This is a genomic window from Maribacter ulvicola (assembly GCF_900155985.1).
Taxonomy (GTDB): Bacteria; Bacteroidota; Bacteroidia; order Flavobacteriales; family Flavobacteriaceae; genus Maribacter; species Maribacter ulvicola.
In genome coordinates this window covers 1378630-1396178 of sequence record NZ_FTMA01000001.1, presented here as the reverse complement: position 1 = coordinate 1396178, position 17549 = coordinate 1378630, and the positions used below count along the sequence as shown (strand labels likewise).

Below are 17549 nucleotides of genomic sequence, written 5' to 3'. Positions count from 1 at the left end.
CCTTTCGTCTTTTACTAATAAATAATTTACCAAATATGAACTCTCTTTTCAGGAGCTAGATACATAGCATCACCTTCTTTGATATCAAAAGCATCATAGAATGCTTGAATGTTCAATAAAGGTTGCGTTGCTCTAACCATACCTGGAGAGTGTGGATCAGTTTTGATCTGGGTTCTTAAAGCTTCATCCCTACTCTTCGTTCTCCAAACCGTAGCCCAAGACATAAAGAAACGTTGCTCTGCCGTAAAGCCGTCAATATCTTCAGGCCGACCGTTCTCAGCGTAGTATTTCTGAAGTCCGTCATAAGCTCCAAGCAATCCGCCTAAATCACCGATATTTTCACCTAGGGTAAACTTACCGTTAACATAAACATTTGGCAATACCATTACACTATCGTACTGTACCGCTAAAGCATCAGCTCTTTCTGTAAATGCAGCTAAATCAGCATCTGTCCACCAGTTCTTTAAATTTCCATCAGCATCAAAACGAGAACCACTATCATCAAAAGCATGAGAAATCTCGTGACCGATAACCGCACCAATACCACCATAATTTACAGCTTCATCAGCAGTATAGTTATAGAAAGGAGGTTGTAAGATCGCAGCAGGAAAAACAATCTCGTTATTCAACGGATTGAAGTATGCGTTTACCGTCTGTGGAGACATTCCCCATTCTGTCTTATCAACCGGCTCACCTATTTCAGCGTAGTTCTTTAACTCTCCCCATTTGTTCACCGCAGTCATATTCTCAAAATAAGACTTGTCTGCAGAAACTTCCATAGTAGAATAATCTTCCCACTTATTTGGGTAAGCAATTTTAACGGTGAATTTATCCAGCTTTTCAATAGCTTTTGTTTTTGTAGAATCGCTCATCCAATCTAAAACAGAAATACGCTCTTTAAAAGCATCGATTACATTTGCGATCATCAATTCAGCCTTAGCCTTAGCTTCTGGCGGAAACTTAGCATCAACATACAATTGACCTAAAGCTTCACCAACCGTACCGTTTACGGTTGCCAATGCGCGCTCATCTGCAGCACGTTGTTCTTTTGCTCCTCTAAGGTATTTGCTATAAAATTCCCAATCTGCAGTTTCAATCTCCGTTGTTAATTTTCCGGCAGCACTATTAAAGGTATCCCATCTAACCAAAGTTTTGATATCCTCGATCGGAGTCGTTTTTAAGAACTTGTCCAAGGCTTCGGTATATCTTAGTTGAGTAACCAATAGCGTATCAAACTTTTTAGTAATTCCTAAATCAGAAATAAATTTATCAATATCTATAGTAGAGATCATTTTATCAACCTCAGCAATGGTTCTAGGATTATTATAGTTTCTAGCATCTCTACGCTCAACCTTATTTAAACGTGGTTCAGCTAATTGTGTTTCTAAAGTTAAAATCTTATCCGCAGCTTTTATTGCGTCAGCTTCAGAGTCACCTAACCTTTGTAACATTTTAGATACGTGCTTTTTATATTCTTCACGTATTTCAACAGACTTCTCATCTTCCTCTAAATAGAAATCACGATCAGGCAATCCTAATCCGTTGGCACCTAAATAGACAGCGTTCATGCTACTGTTATTTAAATCTGCACCAGCACCAATATTCAAAAACGGTGAAGACACAGCGGCATTAGTTGCCAAAACTGTTTGTAGATCTTTTAAATTTTTTACCGATGCAATCGCCTCAAAAGCTGATTTCAACGGGGTAATTCCCGCCTTATTTCTGGCAGCGGTATCTAACTTTGTATCAAAAATTGCCAAAGCTTTCGCCTGATCGGTATCTGCAGCATAGTTTCCACTTTCTTTAGCCATTGCTAAAATTTTCAATACATCGTCATCTGTAGATTTACGAAGTACACTGAAACCACCCCAACTTGTTCTATCATCAGGAATTTCAGTAAACTTCATCCAGTTCCCGTTTACATAATTATAGAAATCAGACTTAGGATTTTGAGTGGTATCCATATTCGTAAGGACGATACCTGGAATTTTTTCTACTTCTGCAGTAGGTTTAGCTTCTTCCTTACATGAAGCTAGAGCTACCATACCGGCAGCTAAAAAGTAAATTCTTTTCATTTATGAGTTCGTTTTTAATGTGTCAAAATATATGACGTACATTTTAAGATTTGTTACAAAAATAACAGGATTTTATGTTAAATGCATTTATTTAAACTCACAAACCTCATTATTAACATTTGAATACTAAAGTATTACCCATAAAAAAAAGAATAAAGCCCTTAATAAAACGTAAAAGCAAGTTAACTAACTGAAAAGGCCCTCATACTCATTGTTCATTTTATAAAACCATAGCTCACCATATTTTAGAACTATAAAACAAAACCACAAATAATATGAAAAGCACATTAACAATTGCCGTAAACGAACCATGCAAAGAAAAATTCAGTAATTTTAGTAAAACCGAAAAAGGAGGTTTTTGCCAAAGTTGTGAAAAAGAAGTCATTGACTTTACCAACTTCTCAGATCATGAGCTTATAAATTATTTAAACAGTGGAAATAAGAAAGCCTGCGGAATGTTCAAGGCGTCGCAACTAAAAACATATGAAACCTACTCGTTACAAACTATGAATAATTCTATGTTACATAAGGGAATAGCCATGATGAGTTTTTCTTTATTGGCTCTTTGCGCTACAGAAGCTAAGGGTCAAGAAACCGCCAGTATAGAACCACCTATTGAAGTAGTTTCTACAGCTATAAAGGGCGGAATTCCGTATGTTGAAATTATACAAGAAAAGTATACCTTGACCGGTACCATAGTTGATGAAAACAATGAACCTTTACCTGGAGTAAATGTAGTTTTAAAAGGCACTGCCGTTGGCACCCAAACTAATTTTGACGGTAAGTTTAAATTTCCACAACAACTAGCCGCAAATGATATTTTAGTCCTTAGTTTTTTAGGTTACGAAACCAAGACCTATAAAGTTGTAGCAAGTGCAAATTCTAACATAGACATTGATATAACATTTGATGAATATGATATGGTTTTAATGGGCGATATCGTAATTGAAGGCACGTACTCAAGTAAAAGAAATATTTTTCAAAAAATCGGAGGTGTTTTCAAATAATGAGGATATCCACACTATTAATCACGCTCTTATTATCGATAATGAGCTTTGCTCAACGCGCAGATTTTCAAGAAATTGATTTTACAAAAGCGGACAGCATCGCTCATTATTATAAGGATCTAAGCCTAAAAAACTTACCTGTTCTTACCCATAAATTAACCGCAGCTTTAGAAACCGATGTTGAAAAATTCAGGGCAATATACACTTGGGTCAGTTCTAACATTACCAATGATTATGCGTCCTATGTAAAAATCAGCAATAAAAGAAAGCGTTTTGCCAAAGACCGCCAAGCCTTTTTAAATTGGAATACAAGCATTACTCCTAAAGTCTTTAAAAATTTGTTAGAACACCGAAAAACTGCCTGCACAGGCTATGCCTATATGATCAAAGAAATGGCAAATTTAGCAGGATTCAATTGTAAAATTATTAACGGCTACGGACGTACACCTACTTTATTATTAAAGGAAGATAGCACACCCAACCATTCTTGGAACAAGGTGCAAATAAATAATAACTGGTATGTGTGTGATGCCACTTGGTCTGCGGGAGAAACTACCGTTGTTAATGGCACCCCATTTTTTCAAGCAAACTATTTCGATGGCTATTTTTTAGCCAATCCAGAATTATTTGCAAAAAATCATTTTCCCATTAATAAAGAAAACAAGCAAGAATTAAAAACAGATGCATTTAAAGCTTATGTTGCAGGACCAGTCATTTACAAAGAAGCATTTTTAGCACCTATTATCCCCATTGCACCGCCAGTAATGCATCATACTATTCAAAAAGGAGCATGTGTAACCTTTACATTACAAGTACCAAACCAATTTAATGGAGATCTTGAACTTTTATTGAATAAAGGTGGCAGTCAAAAGAACGGCAGCCCAATTGTTACTAAAAAGAAAAATAAAATTAACCTGGAACAAAATTTTAAAAAGAAAGGTTTATATGACGTACATATTACGGTTGACAAACAATTGGTTGCTACCTATGTGATTAAAGTAAAATAGTATTATTCTGGTGGATATTTACTAAATATCTTATCTACTACAGCTTGGAGATTCTCTGATTTTTCTTGAGGTGTATCCCCTTCACGAAAAGGACTTTCACTAATGGCTTGCCAAATAAGCATGTCTTTATTGCTGTCTACAAAATCTATCTGGAGCTCTCTGGTCATTTTTGGTCCACCAACGGGAATACCAATGGACACTCCGCCACCAACACCTCCATTACCACCACCAAGACCAACACCAACATTATTACCTTGTTGGGCTTGGAATACCATACTTTTAATATTGATAAATAAATCTGGCTCCTCGGCGAACATAAAACCATTTTCCCTAAGTGTGGCATCCAAGGCTTCCATTAACCGTTTCTCATCTAATTCACTTAGGCCGGTTTCCATATCCCCAAAATAATTATAGGTAGAATATGCCGTAAAATCGGTTTGGTCATCGTAATCATAATTAACTTTTACGACTCCGCAAGATGTTAAAACAATCATTAAAATACTGACAATTAAAATTCTCATGAAAATGTATTTCCTTAAAATTAAAGAAAAATAAAGAGCAACGTTTAATTTTAAGTAGGTATTCGTCTAAGCGAACGTCATTAGATCAATAATTTTCAATATAGCTGAATTTAAATTATTCTTCTAAATCTTTTTGATCCATTGCAGAGGTCAGGGCTGACGAAATAATACCTGTGGGTATCGCCACTACACCTAAACCAATCATTAGAATAAAGAAGGTAAAAACCTTGCCTCCAACAGTTATAGGATATACATCTCCATAACCAACAGTGGTAAGTGTAATAATTGCCCACCATAGGCTATCAAAAATAGATGCAAAATGTTCTGGCTGGGCATCATGCTCAAAATAGTAAATACCTACAGAGGCAAAATATATTAATATGAGTGTGACGAATAAAAATAAGAGAATTTCTTCTTTTGCTAAAGTTATAGCTCTAGAAAAGCGCTTAATAGCTTTATTGTAACGCAACAATTTAAGCACTCGGAACAATCTTAAAAACCGTAATGCCCTTAGTGATCTTAAATCTATACCTAATGACAAATAAAATGGCACTATAGCCAGAAAATCGATAATTCCAAAAATGCTAAATACAAACCTCGTTTTGCTATCCGAAACATATATTCTTAGAATGTACTCTATAGTGAAGATTATGATACAGAGAATCTCTATAATTCTTAATATCTTTTTAGTTAACGGTTTAATATCGGGCACCGTTTCTAACGTAAATGCTGCTATAGAAACAAAAATCAGTATTTGAATGAAATAGGCAAAAATCCGACTTTTCCTATTATCATTTAATTCAACAATATTTTTAAGATATTGCTTCATAATACTAGCTATGCATTAAGCATTGCCCAGAGTTTATCTTTCAGTTCTACAATACCCATTTGCGCAACAGATGATATGAACATAAAAGGCATTCCGTTTAAATCTTTGTTCAGTTCTTCCCGCATTTCATCCATCAATTCTTCATCAAGCATATCGCTTTTAGAGATACAGATCAGACGTTCCTTATCTAACAGCTCTGGGTTGTAACGACGCAACTCATCCAATAAAATTTCATATTCCTTGCTAATATCCTTACTATCCGCAGGTATTAAAAACAACAAATTGGCATTACGTTCTATATGCCTTAAAAAATAATGACCTAAACCTTTACCTTCTGCGGCACCTTCTATAATACCGGGTATATCTGCCATTACAAAACTCTTAAAATCTCGGTATTCAACAATACCCAAATTTGGTTTCAGTGTCGTAAACTCATAATCTGCAATTTTAGGTTTTGCAGAAGTTATTACAGATAATAAAGTAGACTTACCTGCATTGGGGAAACCAACTAGACCAACATCTGCCAATACTTTAAGTTCCAAGAGAAACTCCCCTTCCAAACCGTCCATACCAGGTTGTGCATATCTAGGGGTTTGGTTGGTAGATGTTCTAAAGTGCCAGTTACCACGACCGCCCATACCACCTTTAAGTAGAATTCTCTCCTCACCATGTTCGGTGATTTCAAAAAGCACTTCTTTGGTTTCAAAATCTTTAACCACCGTACCTAGCGGCACATCTAAATACACATCTTCACCATCTGCCCCAGTACTACGGCTTTTACTACCGTGGGCACCATGACCGGCCTTAAAATGTTTTGTATATTTAAAATTGATCAAGGTCCAAAGATTCTCGTTTCCACGAACAATTATATGTCCTCCACGACCACCATCACCACCATCAGGACCACCTTTGGTAATAAATTTTTCACGGTGCAAATGCACAGACCCCTTGCCTCCTTTACCAGAAGTCAAACCCACTTTTACGTAGTCTACAAAATTACCTTCGGTCATTGTTATTCTTTCAGTTCAAAAATCTACATCAAACAAGTTGATATAAAAAATAGATATTATTTTAAGCCTTCGATTACTTCGGTTAGGCGTTCGGTAATTTCGGCAATAGTGCCAATACCGTTTACACTATGAAACTTATTTTGAGCTTCATAAAATTCTTTAACAGGAGTAGTTTTTGCATTGTACTCATCAAAACGATTTCTAATTTTAGCTACATCTTGATCATCTGTTCTTCCGCTAACCTTACCCCTCTCTAAAAGACGATCAATTAAGATTTCGTCATTTGCCTCTAAAGCTATAGTGGCATTTATGCCCATATCTTTAGATTCCAAGAAATTATCCAAAGCTTCAGCTTGTGCCGCCGTTCTTGGGAATCCGTCAAAAATAAAGCCGTCTGCATCGGCATTTTTCTCTACCTCTTCCTGTAACATTTTTATGGTTACCTCATCTGGCACTAGTTCCCCTTTATCAATGTACGATTTAGCCAAAGTTCCTAACTCTGTTCCGTTTTTGATATTGAATCTAAAAACATCTCCCGTAGAAATATGTTTTAAATTATATTTTTCTTTTAAAAATTCTGCTTGCGTGCCTTTGCCGGCTCCTGGCTTGCCAAAGAGTACAAGATTAATCATATGCTTTTGGTTTAATTGGTATACTTCTTTTAAATTTCTTCCTTGTTCTTTATAATCTAGCCCGTAACCTACAATAAAATTATCAGGTATGGCCAACCCAAAATAGTCTATGACATATTCTCCTCTGTACACATCTGGCTTATAAAAAAGACTGGCTATTTTAAATTCTTTGACTTTTGTCTTAGAAAATAAATGCACCAATTTCTGCAAAGTACGTCCCGTATCTATAATATCTTCTAAAATAATGACACTACGCCCTTCTATATTCTCCGGTACATCTAACAAAGTCTCTACTATACCCGTAGATGTTAACCCTTGGTAAGAACTTAGTCTTACAAAAGACACTTCACATGGGTGTTGGTAGGCTTTCATTAAATCTGAAACGAACATAAAAGATCCGTTTAACACGCCAACAAAAATAGGTGTCTCATCTTTATAATCTACAGCAATTTTATCGGCAACCGTTTTCACCGCCTGAAAAATTTCAGATTCGCTGAGATAAGGTTTAAAAAACTTGTCGTGAATTTGTATCAATTTTCATAAATTATCAAGGTTTTGCAAAGATAAGCTATTGCCATGTGTTTTTGAATAGAAAGGAATTGGTTTCTAAGATTTAGCCGTATTTTTGTAGTACTTAAGGCATTTTTCAATTGCCAAAAGCAATAATTATATGGATTATTTTTCTTCAGGTTTTAAATTAGGCATTTTAGGTGGTGGGCAACTAGGTAAAATGATGTTGTACGAAACACGAAAATGGGATGTTTTTACCAAAGTTTTAGATGCTTCTTCTGAAGCGCCCAGTAGTATGTCTTGTAACGAGTTTGTTCAAGGCAGTCTCTTGGATTTTGATACGGTTTACAATTTTGGCAAAGATGTAGATGTATTGACCATTGAGATTGAAAATGTAAATCTTGATGCTTTAGAGAAACTAGAGGATGAAGGTGTAAAAGTATATCCACAGCCAAAGGCGTTACGCATTATCCAGAATAAGGCAAAACAGAAATTATTCTATGTAGATAATGAAATACCTACTGCAGATTTTCAGCGCTTTGCCTACTTAAGTGAGATTAAAGATAGTATTGAGAACGAAGCGCTACAATTCCCATTTGTGTGGAAAGTAGCCCAATTTGGTTATGACGGACAAGGCGTAAAAGTGGTTCGCAGTATAGAAGATTTAAAAGGATTACCAGCTGGTGAGTGTATTGCGGAAACCATGGTTCCGTTTAAAAACGAATTAGCGGTGATTGTTTCAAGAAATGCGGAAGGAGAAATTAAGACCTATCCTGTTGTAGAAATGGAGTTTCACCCAGAAGCCAACCAGGTAGAATACGTTATTTGCCCTGCACGTATTGATGATGAAGTAGCTAAAAAAGCAAGAGCGTTAGCGTTAAAAGTAGCAGATAAAATAGGGCTTACAGGATTGCTAGCCGTAGAAATGTTCCAAACTGAAGATGACAAAATATTGGTGAACGAGGTAGCGCCAAGACCACACAATAGTGGGCATTATAGCATAGAAGCCAGTTACACCAATCAGTTTGAACAACATATACGTAGTATTCTAGGCCTACCGTTAGGAAACACTGATAGTAAAGTAGCAGGTGTAATGGTGAATTTGGTAGGAGCAGAAAATTATACGGGTGATGTGGTTTACAAAAACATTGAAGATATATTAGCGATGGACGGTGTTACTCCGCATATATATGGTAAAGCACAAACCAGACCATTTCGGAAGATGGGTCATGTAACCATTGTCAATAACGACTTGGCGCAAGCAAGAGCCATTGCCGAAAAAGTAAAAGAAACGATTCAAGTGATTTCAAAATAAATAAGATGAGTAAAGTAGCCGTAGTAATGGGTAGCACAAGTGACATGCCCGTAATGCAAGACGCCATAGATATATTAAAAGGTTTTGATATAGAAGTAGATGTAGATATTGTATCTGCCCACAGAACACCAGAAAAATTGTTCGATTTTAGTAAAAACGCTCACACTAATGGATATTCCGTAATTATTGCAGGTGCCGGTGGTGCAGCACATTTACCGGGCATGGTAGCTTCTATGTCCCCATTACCTGTAATTGGTGTTCCAGTAAAAAGTAGTAATTCTATAGATGGATGGGATTCTGTACTATCCATTCTTCAAATGCCAGGCGGTGTACCGGTGGCTACTGTAGCACTAAACGGTGCAAAAAATGCAGGGATTTTGGCTGCGCAAATCATTGGCAGTTCTGACAAATGTGTTTTAGACAAAGTTATTTTATACAAAGAAGGTCTAAAGCAAAAAGTTATAGATGGCGCTAAAGCTGTAAATGGCAAATAGTCATCTACAAGAAATTTCAATTCTCAAATCTAATTTCTCAATACTAGAAATATGAATCCATTATTATCCCCTTTCGATACTGCTCCATTTTCACAAATAAAAAACGAGCATTTTAAACCCGCATTTTTACAATCTATAGAAGATGCAAGAGCGGAAATTGATGCAATTACCAATAACACCGAAGCTCCTACTTTTGAAAACACTGTAGAAGCATTAGAATTTTCAGGTCACCAATTAGACAGAATTTCTAGCGTGTTTTTTAATTTAAATTCTGCCGAGACCAATGAAGAAATACAAAAAATAGCACAAGAAATTTCTCCGTTATTATCAGAATTTAGTAATGATATTACCTTAAATGAAAATTTATTCAAAAGAGTAAAAGCAGTTTATGACCAAAAGGATGATTTGGACCTTACTGTTGAGCAAAACACTCTTTTGGATAAAAAATATAAAAGCTTTAGTAGAAACGGCGCTAATTTATCGGAAGATAAAAAGAAACGTTTACGTGAGATAGATGCTAAACTTGCTAAACTAAATTTGACTTTTGGCGAAAACGTACTTGCCGAAACCAATAAATTTCAACTACACCTAACGGATGAAGCAGATTTAGACGGATTACCAGAAGGAGAAAAAGAAGCAGCCGCACAATTGGCGATTTCCAAAGGCAAGGAAGATGGTTGGATGATCACATTAGATTACCCAAGCTATATACCTTTCATGAAATATGCGAAAAACAGAGAACTACGCAAGAAACTTTCGCTGGCATTTGGCAGCAAAGCTTTTCATAACGATGAATTGGACAATCAAGAAAATGTGCTAAAAATAGCCAAATTACGTTTTGAGAGAGCAAAGCTCCTAGGCTATAAAACTCATGCCAATTTTGTTCTAGAAGAACGCATGGCAGAAACACCTGAAAAAGTACATTCCTTCTTAAACGAATTGCTTGAAAAAGCGAAACCAGCTGCAGAACGTGAGTTTAAACAATTAGAAGATTTCGCTAAAAAACTAGATCATATTGACCGTTTAGAAAAATGGGACAGTAGCTATTATTCTGAAAAACTAAAGCAAGAGTTATTCAACTTGGATGATGAAAAACTGAAACCATATTTTAAGCTTGAAAATGTAATCAACGGAGTTTTTAAAGTAGCAGAAAATTTATTCGATTTACAGTTTGAAGAAGTTCATGACATTGAAAAATATCATGAGGAAGTAAAAACCTATAAAGTTTATGATATCGATAAAAACTTTATTTCATTATTCTATGCCGATTTTCACCCAAGAGCAGGAAAACGTGGTGGCGCATGGATGACATCTTACAAATCTCAATGGAAGCGTAATGACGAAAATGTGCGTCCGCATATATCAAACGTATGCAACTTTACTCCATCAACCAAGAGCAAGCCTTCATTACTAACTTTTAATGAGGTTACAACCTTATTCCATGAATTTGGTCATGGTTTGCACGGTATGCTGGCAAACACCACCTACCCTAGCCTTTCTGGTACATCTGTTTTTTGGGATTTTGTAGAATTGCCTAGTCAAGTTTTAGAAAACTGGTGCTATGAAAAAGAAGCATTAGAGTTATTTGCAAAGCATTACGAAACCGGAGAAACCATACCAATGGAACTGGTTAAAAAAATAAAAGAATCGGCAACCTTTCAAGAAGGCATGCAAACCTTAAGACAATTAAGTTTTGGACTATTGGATATGTCTTGGCATGGAATTGACCCAACGAGCATTACCAACGTAAAAGCACACGAAGAAGAAGCATTTAAAGGCACTAATCTTTACCCAGCAACCCCAGAAACGTGCATGAGCACCGCATTCTCCCATATTTTTCAAGGCGGTTATTCATCTGGCTACTACAGCTACAAATGGGCAGAAGTTTTAGACGCAGATGCCTTTGCCTACTTTAAAGAAAAAGGAATTTTCAATAAAGAAGTTGCCACGAAGTTTAAGAATAATGTACTTTCACAAGGCGGCACTGAAAACCCTATGATACTTTACAAAAGGTTTAGAGGAGCAGAACCTAAGGTTGAAGCATTATTGGAACGCGCTGGATTATTATAATCTTAACTTTTAAAGCCAAATGGCTACCATCATGAAAAAGGGAGTTGATGAATATCAACTCCCTTTTTTTTATTTACTATAAAATATTACCGTACAAAACCTATTAAACAACAGTGTTTAGTTAATTTAGTACAACTTTTAAACATCAATACATTTTTTAGTAACATTTAGGCAATTTAGCTATTCTAAAGAATTATTTGAAACAATTTTTTAATTGCTTTAAAAATGTTAAACCCCTATATTTCAACACCTACAGCAATTAAAATGGTATCGTCCATTACATCCCATAAATAAACTAGTTTCATCTAAAATCCTAAACTTTTAGATTTCATAAAGTCACAAAACGTACTGTATATCAAATATTTAATAATTATATTGTAACTAGATAACCACAAAACAACTCTTTTATGGCAGCCTTTTTCGGTCTTGGCTTTTCGTAAAGATGTTAAATACCTTTTTAGAATGAGTAAAGAGAACACTCTTTCACACACAAATCAGCATTTGGAAACCTTCCATACACCACCCCAGCCGGCTATATTTCAAATCGATTTAAGATCAAACCTAGTTGACTGGAACAATAACTTAAAACATATTCACGAAGTACCATTAGATTACATTCCAACTATGGAAAATTGCTATGGAAACTACAGGAATGACGTTTCAGAACAAAAAATTCTACAAGCACATAAAAATGCTATAGAACATAGCACTCCGTTCCAATTAATGTATGAGATTATAACTGCAACAGGCAATTCTCGGCATTTAGAAGTAACAGTACAACCTTTTATGGTAAATGGGCAATGCACCAGTTTATATGGGGTAGTAAAAGAAATCTCACAAAACAGAAATCAAAATCCAGAAATTCTTCAACTAAAACATCAACTAAACAATGCTGAAAAATTAGCCAAATCAGGTTCTTGGAATTGGAATATTATTACGGGAGAATTAAAATGGTCAGCTAACTTTTATGAGATTTTTGATCATAAAAAAAGTAATCCAATATCATATGATGTCTACCTAGGCTATATTCACGAAGACGATAGAGAAGCCATAGCCAGAAAATTTGACCTAGCATTAAAAACGAAAATATTCCCAGAATGTAGTTATAAAATTCAGCTGAAAAATGGCACTATAAAAACAGTGTTTACAATAGGTAAAGTAATCTCAAATGAAAATGGAGAAGTAATTACTATGCTAGGCACCTGCCAGGACATTACAGATCGTATTGTTAAAGAACAGGAACTTCAACAAACAAACCAACAATTAAAGCTAACCAACAATATTAATAAAATTGGTTCATGGCAATTAGATATTTCTATAGATGAATTTAAATGGACAGATAATCTATATAGAATTTTCGAAATAGCTCTTGGCACAAAAATAAGTTTCAAAGTATTACAAAAATATACACATCCAGATGATTTAGATTTTCTAAAGGTAAAATTCAATGAAATAATAACTAAGAATCGATCACAATCATTTTCTCATCGCATAAAACTAGAAAACGGTACTATTAAAACGGTACAAGTAGTGTCAGACACTATTACAGATGCCAAAGGGCAAGTAATATACCTCATAGGAACTACACAAGATATTTCCAAAAAAATAAATAAAGAACTTGAACTAATACAAACGCACCAACAATTAAGTTTAACCGAAAAAACATCAAAAGCAGGTACATGGTCATGGAACCCTATCACAGGCATGTTTAAATGGTCAGAAAATCTATATGAAATTATGGATTTCGACAAAAACATCCCTATGAATTTTGAGATACTGTATACCCGTATTCATCCAGAAGACAAACATATTGTTGACGATTCTATGCAATTTGTACAAGACACAAATTCCAAGTGTACCTTCATTCATAGAATTATAATCAATGACGGCAGTATTAAAACTTTAGAAATTGTCGCAGATATCATCTCCAATACGCTTAATACTGAAAAAGAGTTAATTGGCACCGCACGTGACATAACCAATACACTGAACATAGAGCAAGAGTTAATAGAAAAGAACCAACTTCTAAATTTTGCAGAACACCTAACTTCTATGGGTTACTGGAGATATAAACCAGCTACAAACAGCGTCTTTTGGTCAGAAAACCTATATCATATGTTTGACCAACCTAAAACAGATAAACTAACTTTTGATTCTTATTTTGACAAAATACACCCAGAAGATAAAGAGCTTGTAAAGGAAAAGGTATCCCTATCCATAAAAGATAATAAATTCTATGATTTTACCCACAGAATAGTGCTAAAAAACAACCAAACCAAAGTAATACAAATTATTGGTAAAGTTACCGTCAACAAAAGTGACGGCCTACAAGAGTTACTTGGCACTTGTTTAGATATCACCGAAAGTCACACTAAAGATTTAGAAATATCAAAGAAAAATTACCGTTTAAATATAGCCGAAGGAATGGCAAAAATAGGGTATTGGCAGTGGAGCACACCTACAAATGAAGTTTTTTGGTCAGATAATTTACATGAAATCTATGGTCACCCCAAAGAAGCACCCTTAACCTTTGAAACTTATATAAATTATATTCACAAAGAAGACCGTGAGCATATAGTCACCAAACTTACCAACGCCATGCAAAGCGGCAGTTTTCCAAAATCTACCTATAGGATACAACTAGCTGACGGCACAATTAAAATTATTAAATCTATAGGAAAAATCATACGAAATAATAAGGGAGAAGTTATTGAGATGACCGGGGTCTGTCAAGATATTACTGAAACCAAGATTAAGGAATTAGAGCTTTTACAGCGTAACCAGCAACTGAACATGGCAGAACAAATGGCTATGCTTGGTTCTTGGGAATGGAAGCCTGAAAAAAATATCTACAAATGGTCAGACAATCTTTATAGGATATATGGCTTTAAACTTGGATCAGCGGTAACTATTGAACGTGCATTGGCAAGTGTATACCCGCCAGACTTAGACCGAGTAAAAAAGATAATTAAGGAAATTTTTAAAGGTATAGACCACAAACACGATATCTACCGCATAATTCTAAATAATGGAGAAATAAAGACATTAGAGGTTAGACGTGAAACCTCTAAGGATAAAGACGGAAATATTGAAATTATAGGCTCTACACAAGACATTACCGACCAGGTAAAGGCAAAAAAACAAATACAAGAAAAGAACCATATCCTTTCCATTGCAGAAGAAATAGCCACGATGGGATCCTGGAAATGGAATCCGGCAACGGGAGAGTCTACTTGGTCAGATAATCTCTATAAAATTTATGGGATAGCGTTACACTCCACAATAACTACCGAACTATTTTTATCCAAAGTACATTTAGATGATATTGAAAAAGTAAATCAATTCATCAAAGAAATTCTTAACACCAATAATAGTGACAAAACCCTAACATTTCGTATTATAAAGAGTCACGGCATTATACGATCTTTAGAGTTACTAGCCGAAATCACAAAAGATCAAAACGGAAATATCATAGAAATTGTTGGCACAACACAAGATGTTACGGATCGCATAAAGCGAGAACAAGATTTGTTAGAAAAAAATCAACTACTAAATTTTGCCGAGCAATTATCTAGTATAGGTCATTGGAAATGGGATATCATCAACGATAATCTGGAGAAATCTGAAAATTTATTAAAGATTTTAGATTTTAACGAAGAAACAAGACCGGATTTTGACACGTATTTAAAACGAGTACATCCAGCTGATCGTGATAAAGTTATTGAACTAGGTCAAAGAATTATTGACACAAAACAATTTAATAAATTTCATCACCGTATCGTAAAAGATGATAAGTCAATAAGAACAATTAAGATAATTGGGGAGGTTATACTAGACAAGGAAGGTAATGTTATAGAACTCATAGGCTCAAGTCAGGACATTACAGAACAAATAGAAGCTCAACAAAAAATTCTAGACACCAATAGAAGCTTAGAAAAGTCAACCATGACCTTAACTTCAAAAAATGAACAACTTGCAGAATTCAATCATATTACTTCACATAATTTACGTTCTCCGGTCAGTAACTTAAACGCCCTCTTACACATATACAAAAAAACCGATAATGAACATGCTAAGATTGAGATATTTGAAAAGTTTGAAATCGTAATAGATCATTTAACAGAAACACTGAATGCCTTAATAGAAACGATAACCCTAAAACATAATACCGCTGTCATCAAAGAAGAACTCTCTTTTGACAAAACTTTACTCAAGACCAAAGAAATTTTAGCCGCAGAATTAATAGAAACAAAAGCCCGTATAACTAGTAATTTCACGAAAGCTAAAAATGTAAAATACAATCCTATCTATTTAGAAAGTATTTTTCTTAACTTAGTTAGTAATTCTTTAAAATATAAGTCACCTGATAGAGTGCCTGAAATTTTTATATCTTCAAAAATGATTAATGGAACAACACATTTAGAGTTCAAGGATAATGGACTAGGGATAAATATGAAAATGCACGGGCAAAAAATATTTGGGCTAAACAAAGTTTTTCACAAACATCCAGAAGCAAGGGGAATTGGATTATTTTTAACAAAAGCCCAAATTACATCAATGGGCGGAACCATTTCAGTAGCTAGCGAAGTAAACATAGGAACAACTTTTTATATCACTTTAAATTAAACAAATCTAAAAATGGACAATAATATTAAGGTTTGCGTAATAGATGATGATGAGGTTTTTCAATATACCATATTCCACACCTTGCAAGCGCACAAAACTGTAGACCGGATCATCTCCTTTACCGATGGCGCAGAAGCAATGACTTTTTTTAAAGAAAACAAGGATAACCACAGCATATTACCCGATATTATTTTTTTAGACGTTAATATGCCAGTTATGGATGGGTATAAATTTATGGACGAATACATTGATTTAATACCAAAAATCACTAAAAATATTACTATTTACATCTTATCTTCTTCCGTAGACTTAGTTGACTTTGAAAAGACTAAAAAGATAAAAGAAGTAACTGATTACATTATAAAACCAATTAGAGACACCCAATTAACAAAGATTTTAGCAGAATTATAAATACTTGATTAGTAATTCATAAGGTATTATTTCATTAAAAAAGCATCATAACCACCTTCTAAGTTAACAACATTTTTAAAACCGAGCTCAGCTAACCTTTTTTGAGATTTTATGCTTCTTCCTCCTTTTTTGCAATACACATAAATCTTTTTATTTTTATCTAAATACCGCACTCTTTCATTGAATTGATTTGATAACCAATCAATGTTTACCGCCCCATCAATACAGCCTGCCTTAAATTCTACCGATGTTCTAACATCCAATAACACTTCTGTAAACTCATTAAATCCAGTAAACTCTGTAATAGGTCTTGACACTATTTGCCCTATTGTAAATTGAACACTTATAAGCAGTAAAACAACTAGTAAAATCCTCATAATAACAGCGTTTGTAACCAAAAATAAAAATAATAACTAAAATTCTATTACTTTTGAAGCGCAGAATAAAAAATGGAAACAAACAATCTTAATCCAGACAAGTGGGTCGATCTCTATGCAGATTACCTATTTAACTATGCCGTAACAAGGGTAAGTGATGCGGAAATTGCAAAAGACCTTGTTCAAGACACCTTTATAGCAGGTTTAAAATCAGCTAAAAAATTTAAAGGTGATGCGGCAGAACGTACTTGGCTCATTGCAATTCTAAAACGTAAGGTCATTGACCACTATCGTAAAATAAATTCTAAAAAAGGAAAAGCGGAGGTACGTATGAGCTATAGCTCACAGACCGATGCGGAGGGAGATTGGATAGAAGAACGCATTGCCGACCCCAATAGTAATTTTGAAAATGACACCCTTGAAAATGAAGAATTAGGACTTGCCATACAAAATTGCATCTCTAAATTACCAAAAAAGCAAGCACAAGTTTTCACCATGAAAACAATAGAAGGAATGGAAACTGAAGATATTTGTAATACATTAGGAATTAATGCGTCTAATCTATGGGTAATGATACATAGAGCCAGAACTGGCTTAATGAATTGTTTAAATCAAAATTGGTTTTAATTATGATGATTTCATGTAAAAAGGCGGTAATTATTTGC

At 34.7% G+C, this 17549-nt stretch carries 14 protein-coding genes; 8 read left to right on the top strand and 6 right to left on the bottom strand.

Going from position 1 to position 17549, the window contains the following annotated elements; genetic code table 11:
* Positions 1-26: 26 nt before the first annotated feature.
* Positions 27-2075: a M13 family metallopeptidase gene (locus tag BW936_RS05960; protein ID WP_076547366.1), complete on the bottom strand. Its 2049-nt coding sequence runs from the start codon at positions 2073-2075 to the stop codon at positions 27-29.
* A 275-nt stretch (positions 2076-2350) separates the two neighbouring features.
* Here BW936_RS05960 and BW936_RS05955 point away from each other — a divergent pair, with 275 nt between their 5' ends.
* Together BW936_RS05955 and BW936_RS05950 are read left to right on the top strand one after the other, a co-directional pair.
* On the top strand, positions 2351-3082 hold the full coding sequence (locus BW936_RS05955; protein WP_076547365.1) for a carboxypeptidase-like regulatory domain-containing protein: 732 nt from the start codon (positions 2351-2353) through the stop codon (positions 3080-3082).
* Between the two features lie 41 nt (positions 3083-3123).
* On the top strand, positions 3124-4089 hold the full coding sequence (locus tag BW936_RS05950; protein WP_159439001.1) for a transglutaminase domain-containing protein: 966 nt from the start codon (positions 3124-3126) through the stop codon (positions 4087-4089).
* A gap of 2 nt (positions 4090-4091) precedes the next feature.
* Here BW936_RS05950 and BW936_RS05945 read toward each other — a convergent pair whose 3' ends face one another.
* The 4 genes from BW936_RS05945 to BW936_RS05930 all read right to left on the bottom strand — a co-directional run bounded on the left by BW936_RS05945 (position 4092) and on the right by BW936_RS05930 (position 7615).
* Entirely contained in the window at positions 4092-4610 is a 519-nt protein-coding gene (locus BW936_RS05945) for a DUF4136 domain-containing protein (protein ID WP_076547363.1), read from the bottom strand.
* A gap of 115 nt (positions 4611-4725) precedes the next feature.
* Positions 4726-5439: an ion transporter gene (locus BW936_RS05940; RefSeq protein WP_076547362.1), complete on the bottom strand. Its 714-nt coding sequence runs from the start codon at positions 5437-5439 to the stop codon at positions 4726-4728.
* Between the two features lie 8 nt (positions 5440-5447).
* Positions 5448-6449, bottom strand: coding sequence for a GTPase ObgE (gene obgE, locus BW936_RS05935; RefSeq protein WP_076547361.1), 1002 nt, complete (start codon positions 6447-6449; stop codon positions 5448-5450).
* A gap of 56 nt (positions 6450-6505) precedes the next feature.
* Positions 6506-7615 (bottom strand): adenylate kinase, encoded by a 1110-nt coding sequence (locus tag BW936_RS05930; RefSeq protein WP_076547360.1) that lies wholly within the window; start codon positions 7613-7615, stop codon positions 6506-6508.
* Between the two features lie 136 nt (positions 7616-7751).
* Here BW936_RS05930 and BW936_RS05925 point away from each other — a divergent pair, with 136 nt between their 5' ends.
* From BW936_RS05925 to BW936_RS05905, 5 genes are all read left to right on the top strand, one after another.
* Positions 7752-8906, top strand: a complete 1155-nt coding sequence (locus tag BW936_RS05925; protein WP_076547359.1) for a 5-(carboxyamino)imidazole ribonucleotide synthase — start codon at positions 7752-7754, stop codon at positions 8904-8906.
* A gap of 5 nt (positions 8907-8911) precedes the next feature.
* Positions 8912-9400 (top strand): 5-(carboxyamino)imidazole ribonucleotide mutase, encoded by a 489-nt coding sequence (gene purE, locus BW936_RS05920; RefSeq protein WP_076547358.1) that lies wholly within the window; start codon positions 8912-8914, stop codon positions 9398-9400.
* A gap of 51 nt (positions 9401-9451) precedes the next feature.
* Entirely contained in the window at positions 9452-11470 is a 2019-nt protein-coding gene (locus BW936_RS05915) for a M3 family metallopeptidase (protein ID WP_076547357.1), read from the top strand.
* Positions 11471-11932: 462 nt separating this feature from the next.
* On the top strand, positions 11933-16096 hold the full coding sequence (locus BW936_RS05910; RefSeq protein ID WP_076547356.1) for a PAS domain-containing protein: 4164 nt from the start codon (positions 11933-11935) through the stop codon (positions 16094-16096).
* A 12-nt stretch (positions 16097-16108) separates the two neighbouring features.
* Complete coding sequence (locus BW936_RS05905; protein WP_076547355.1) at positions 16109-16507, top strand: response regulator; 399 nt, start codon at positions 16109-16111, stop codon at positions 16505-16507.
* A gap of 26 nt (positions 16508-16533) precedes the next feature.
* On the opposite strand, the gene BW936_RS05900 is transcribed toward BW936_RS05905, so the two are convergent.
* The gene (locus BW936_RS05900) at positions 16534-16884 is read right to left on the bottom strand and encodes a rhodanese-like domain-containing protein (protein WP_076547354.1); all 351 of its coding nucleotides are present in this window, start codon (positions 16882-16884) and stop codon (positions 16534-16536) included.
* 72 nt (positions 16885-16956) lie between these two features.
* Here BW936_RS05900 and BW936_RS05895 point away from each other — a divergent pair, with 72 nt between their 5' ends.
* Positions 16957-17511 carry a sigma-70 family RNA polymerase sigma factor gene (locus tag BW936_RS05895; RefSeq protein WP_076547353.1) on the top strand — a complete coding sequence of 185 codons (555 nt, stop codon included), beginning with the start codon at positions 16957-16959 and terminating at the stop codon, positions 17509-17511.
* Positions 17512-17549: the final 38 nt, after the last annotated feature.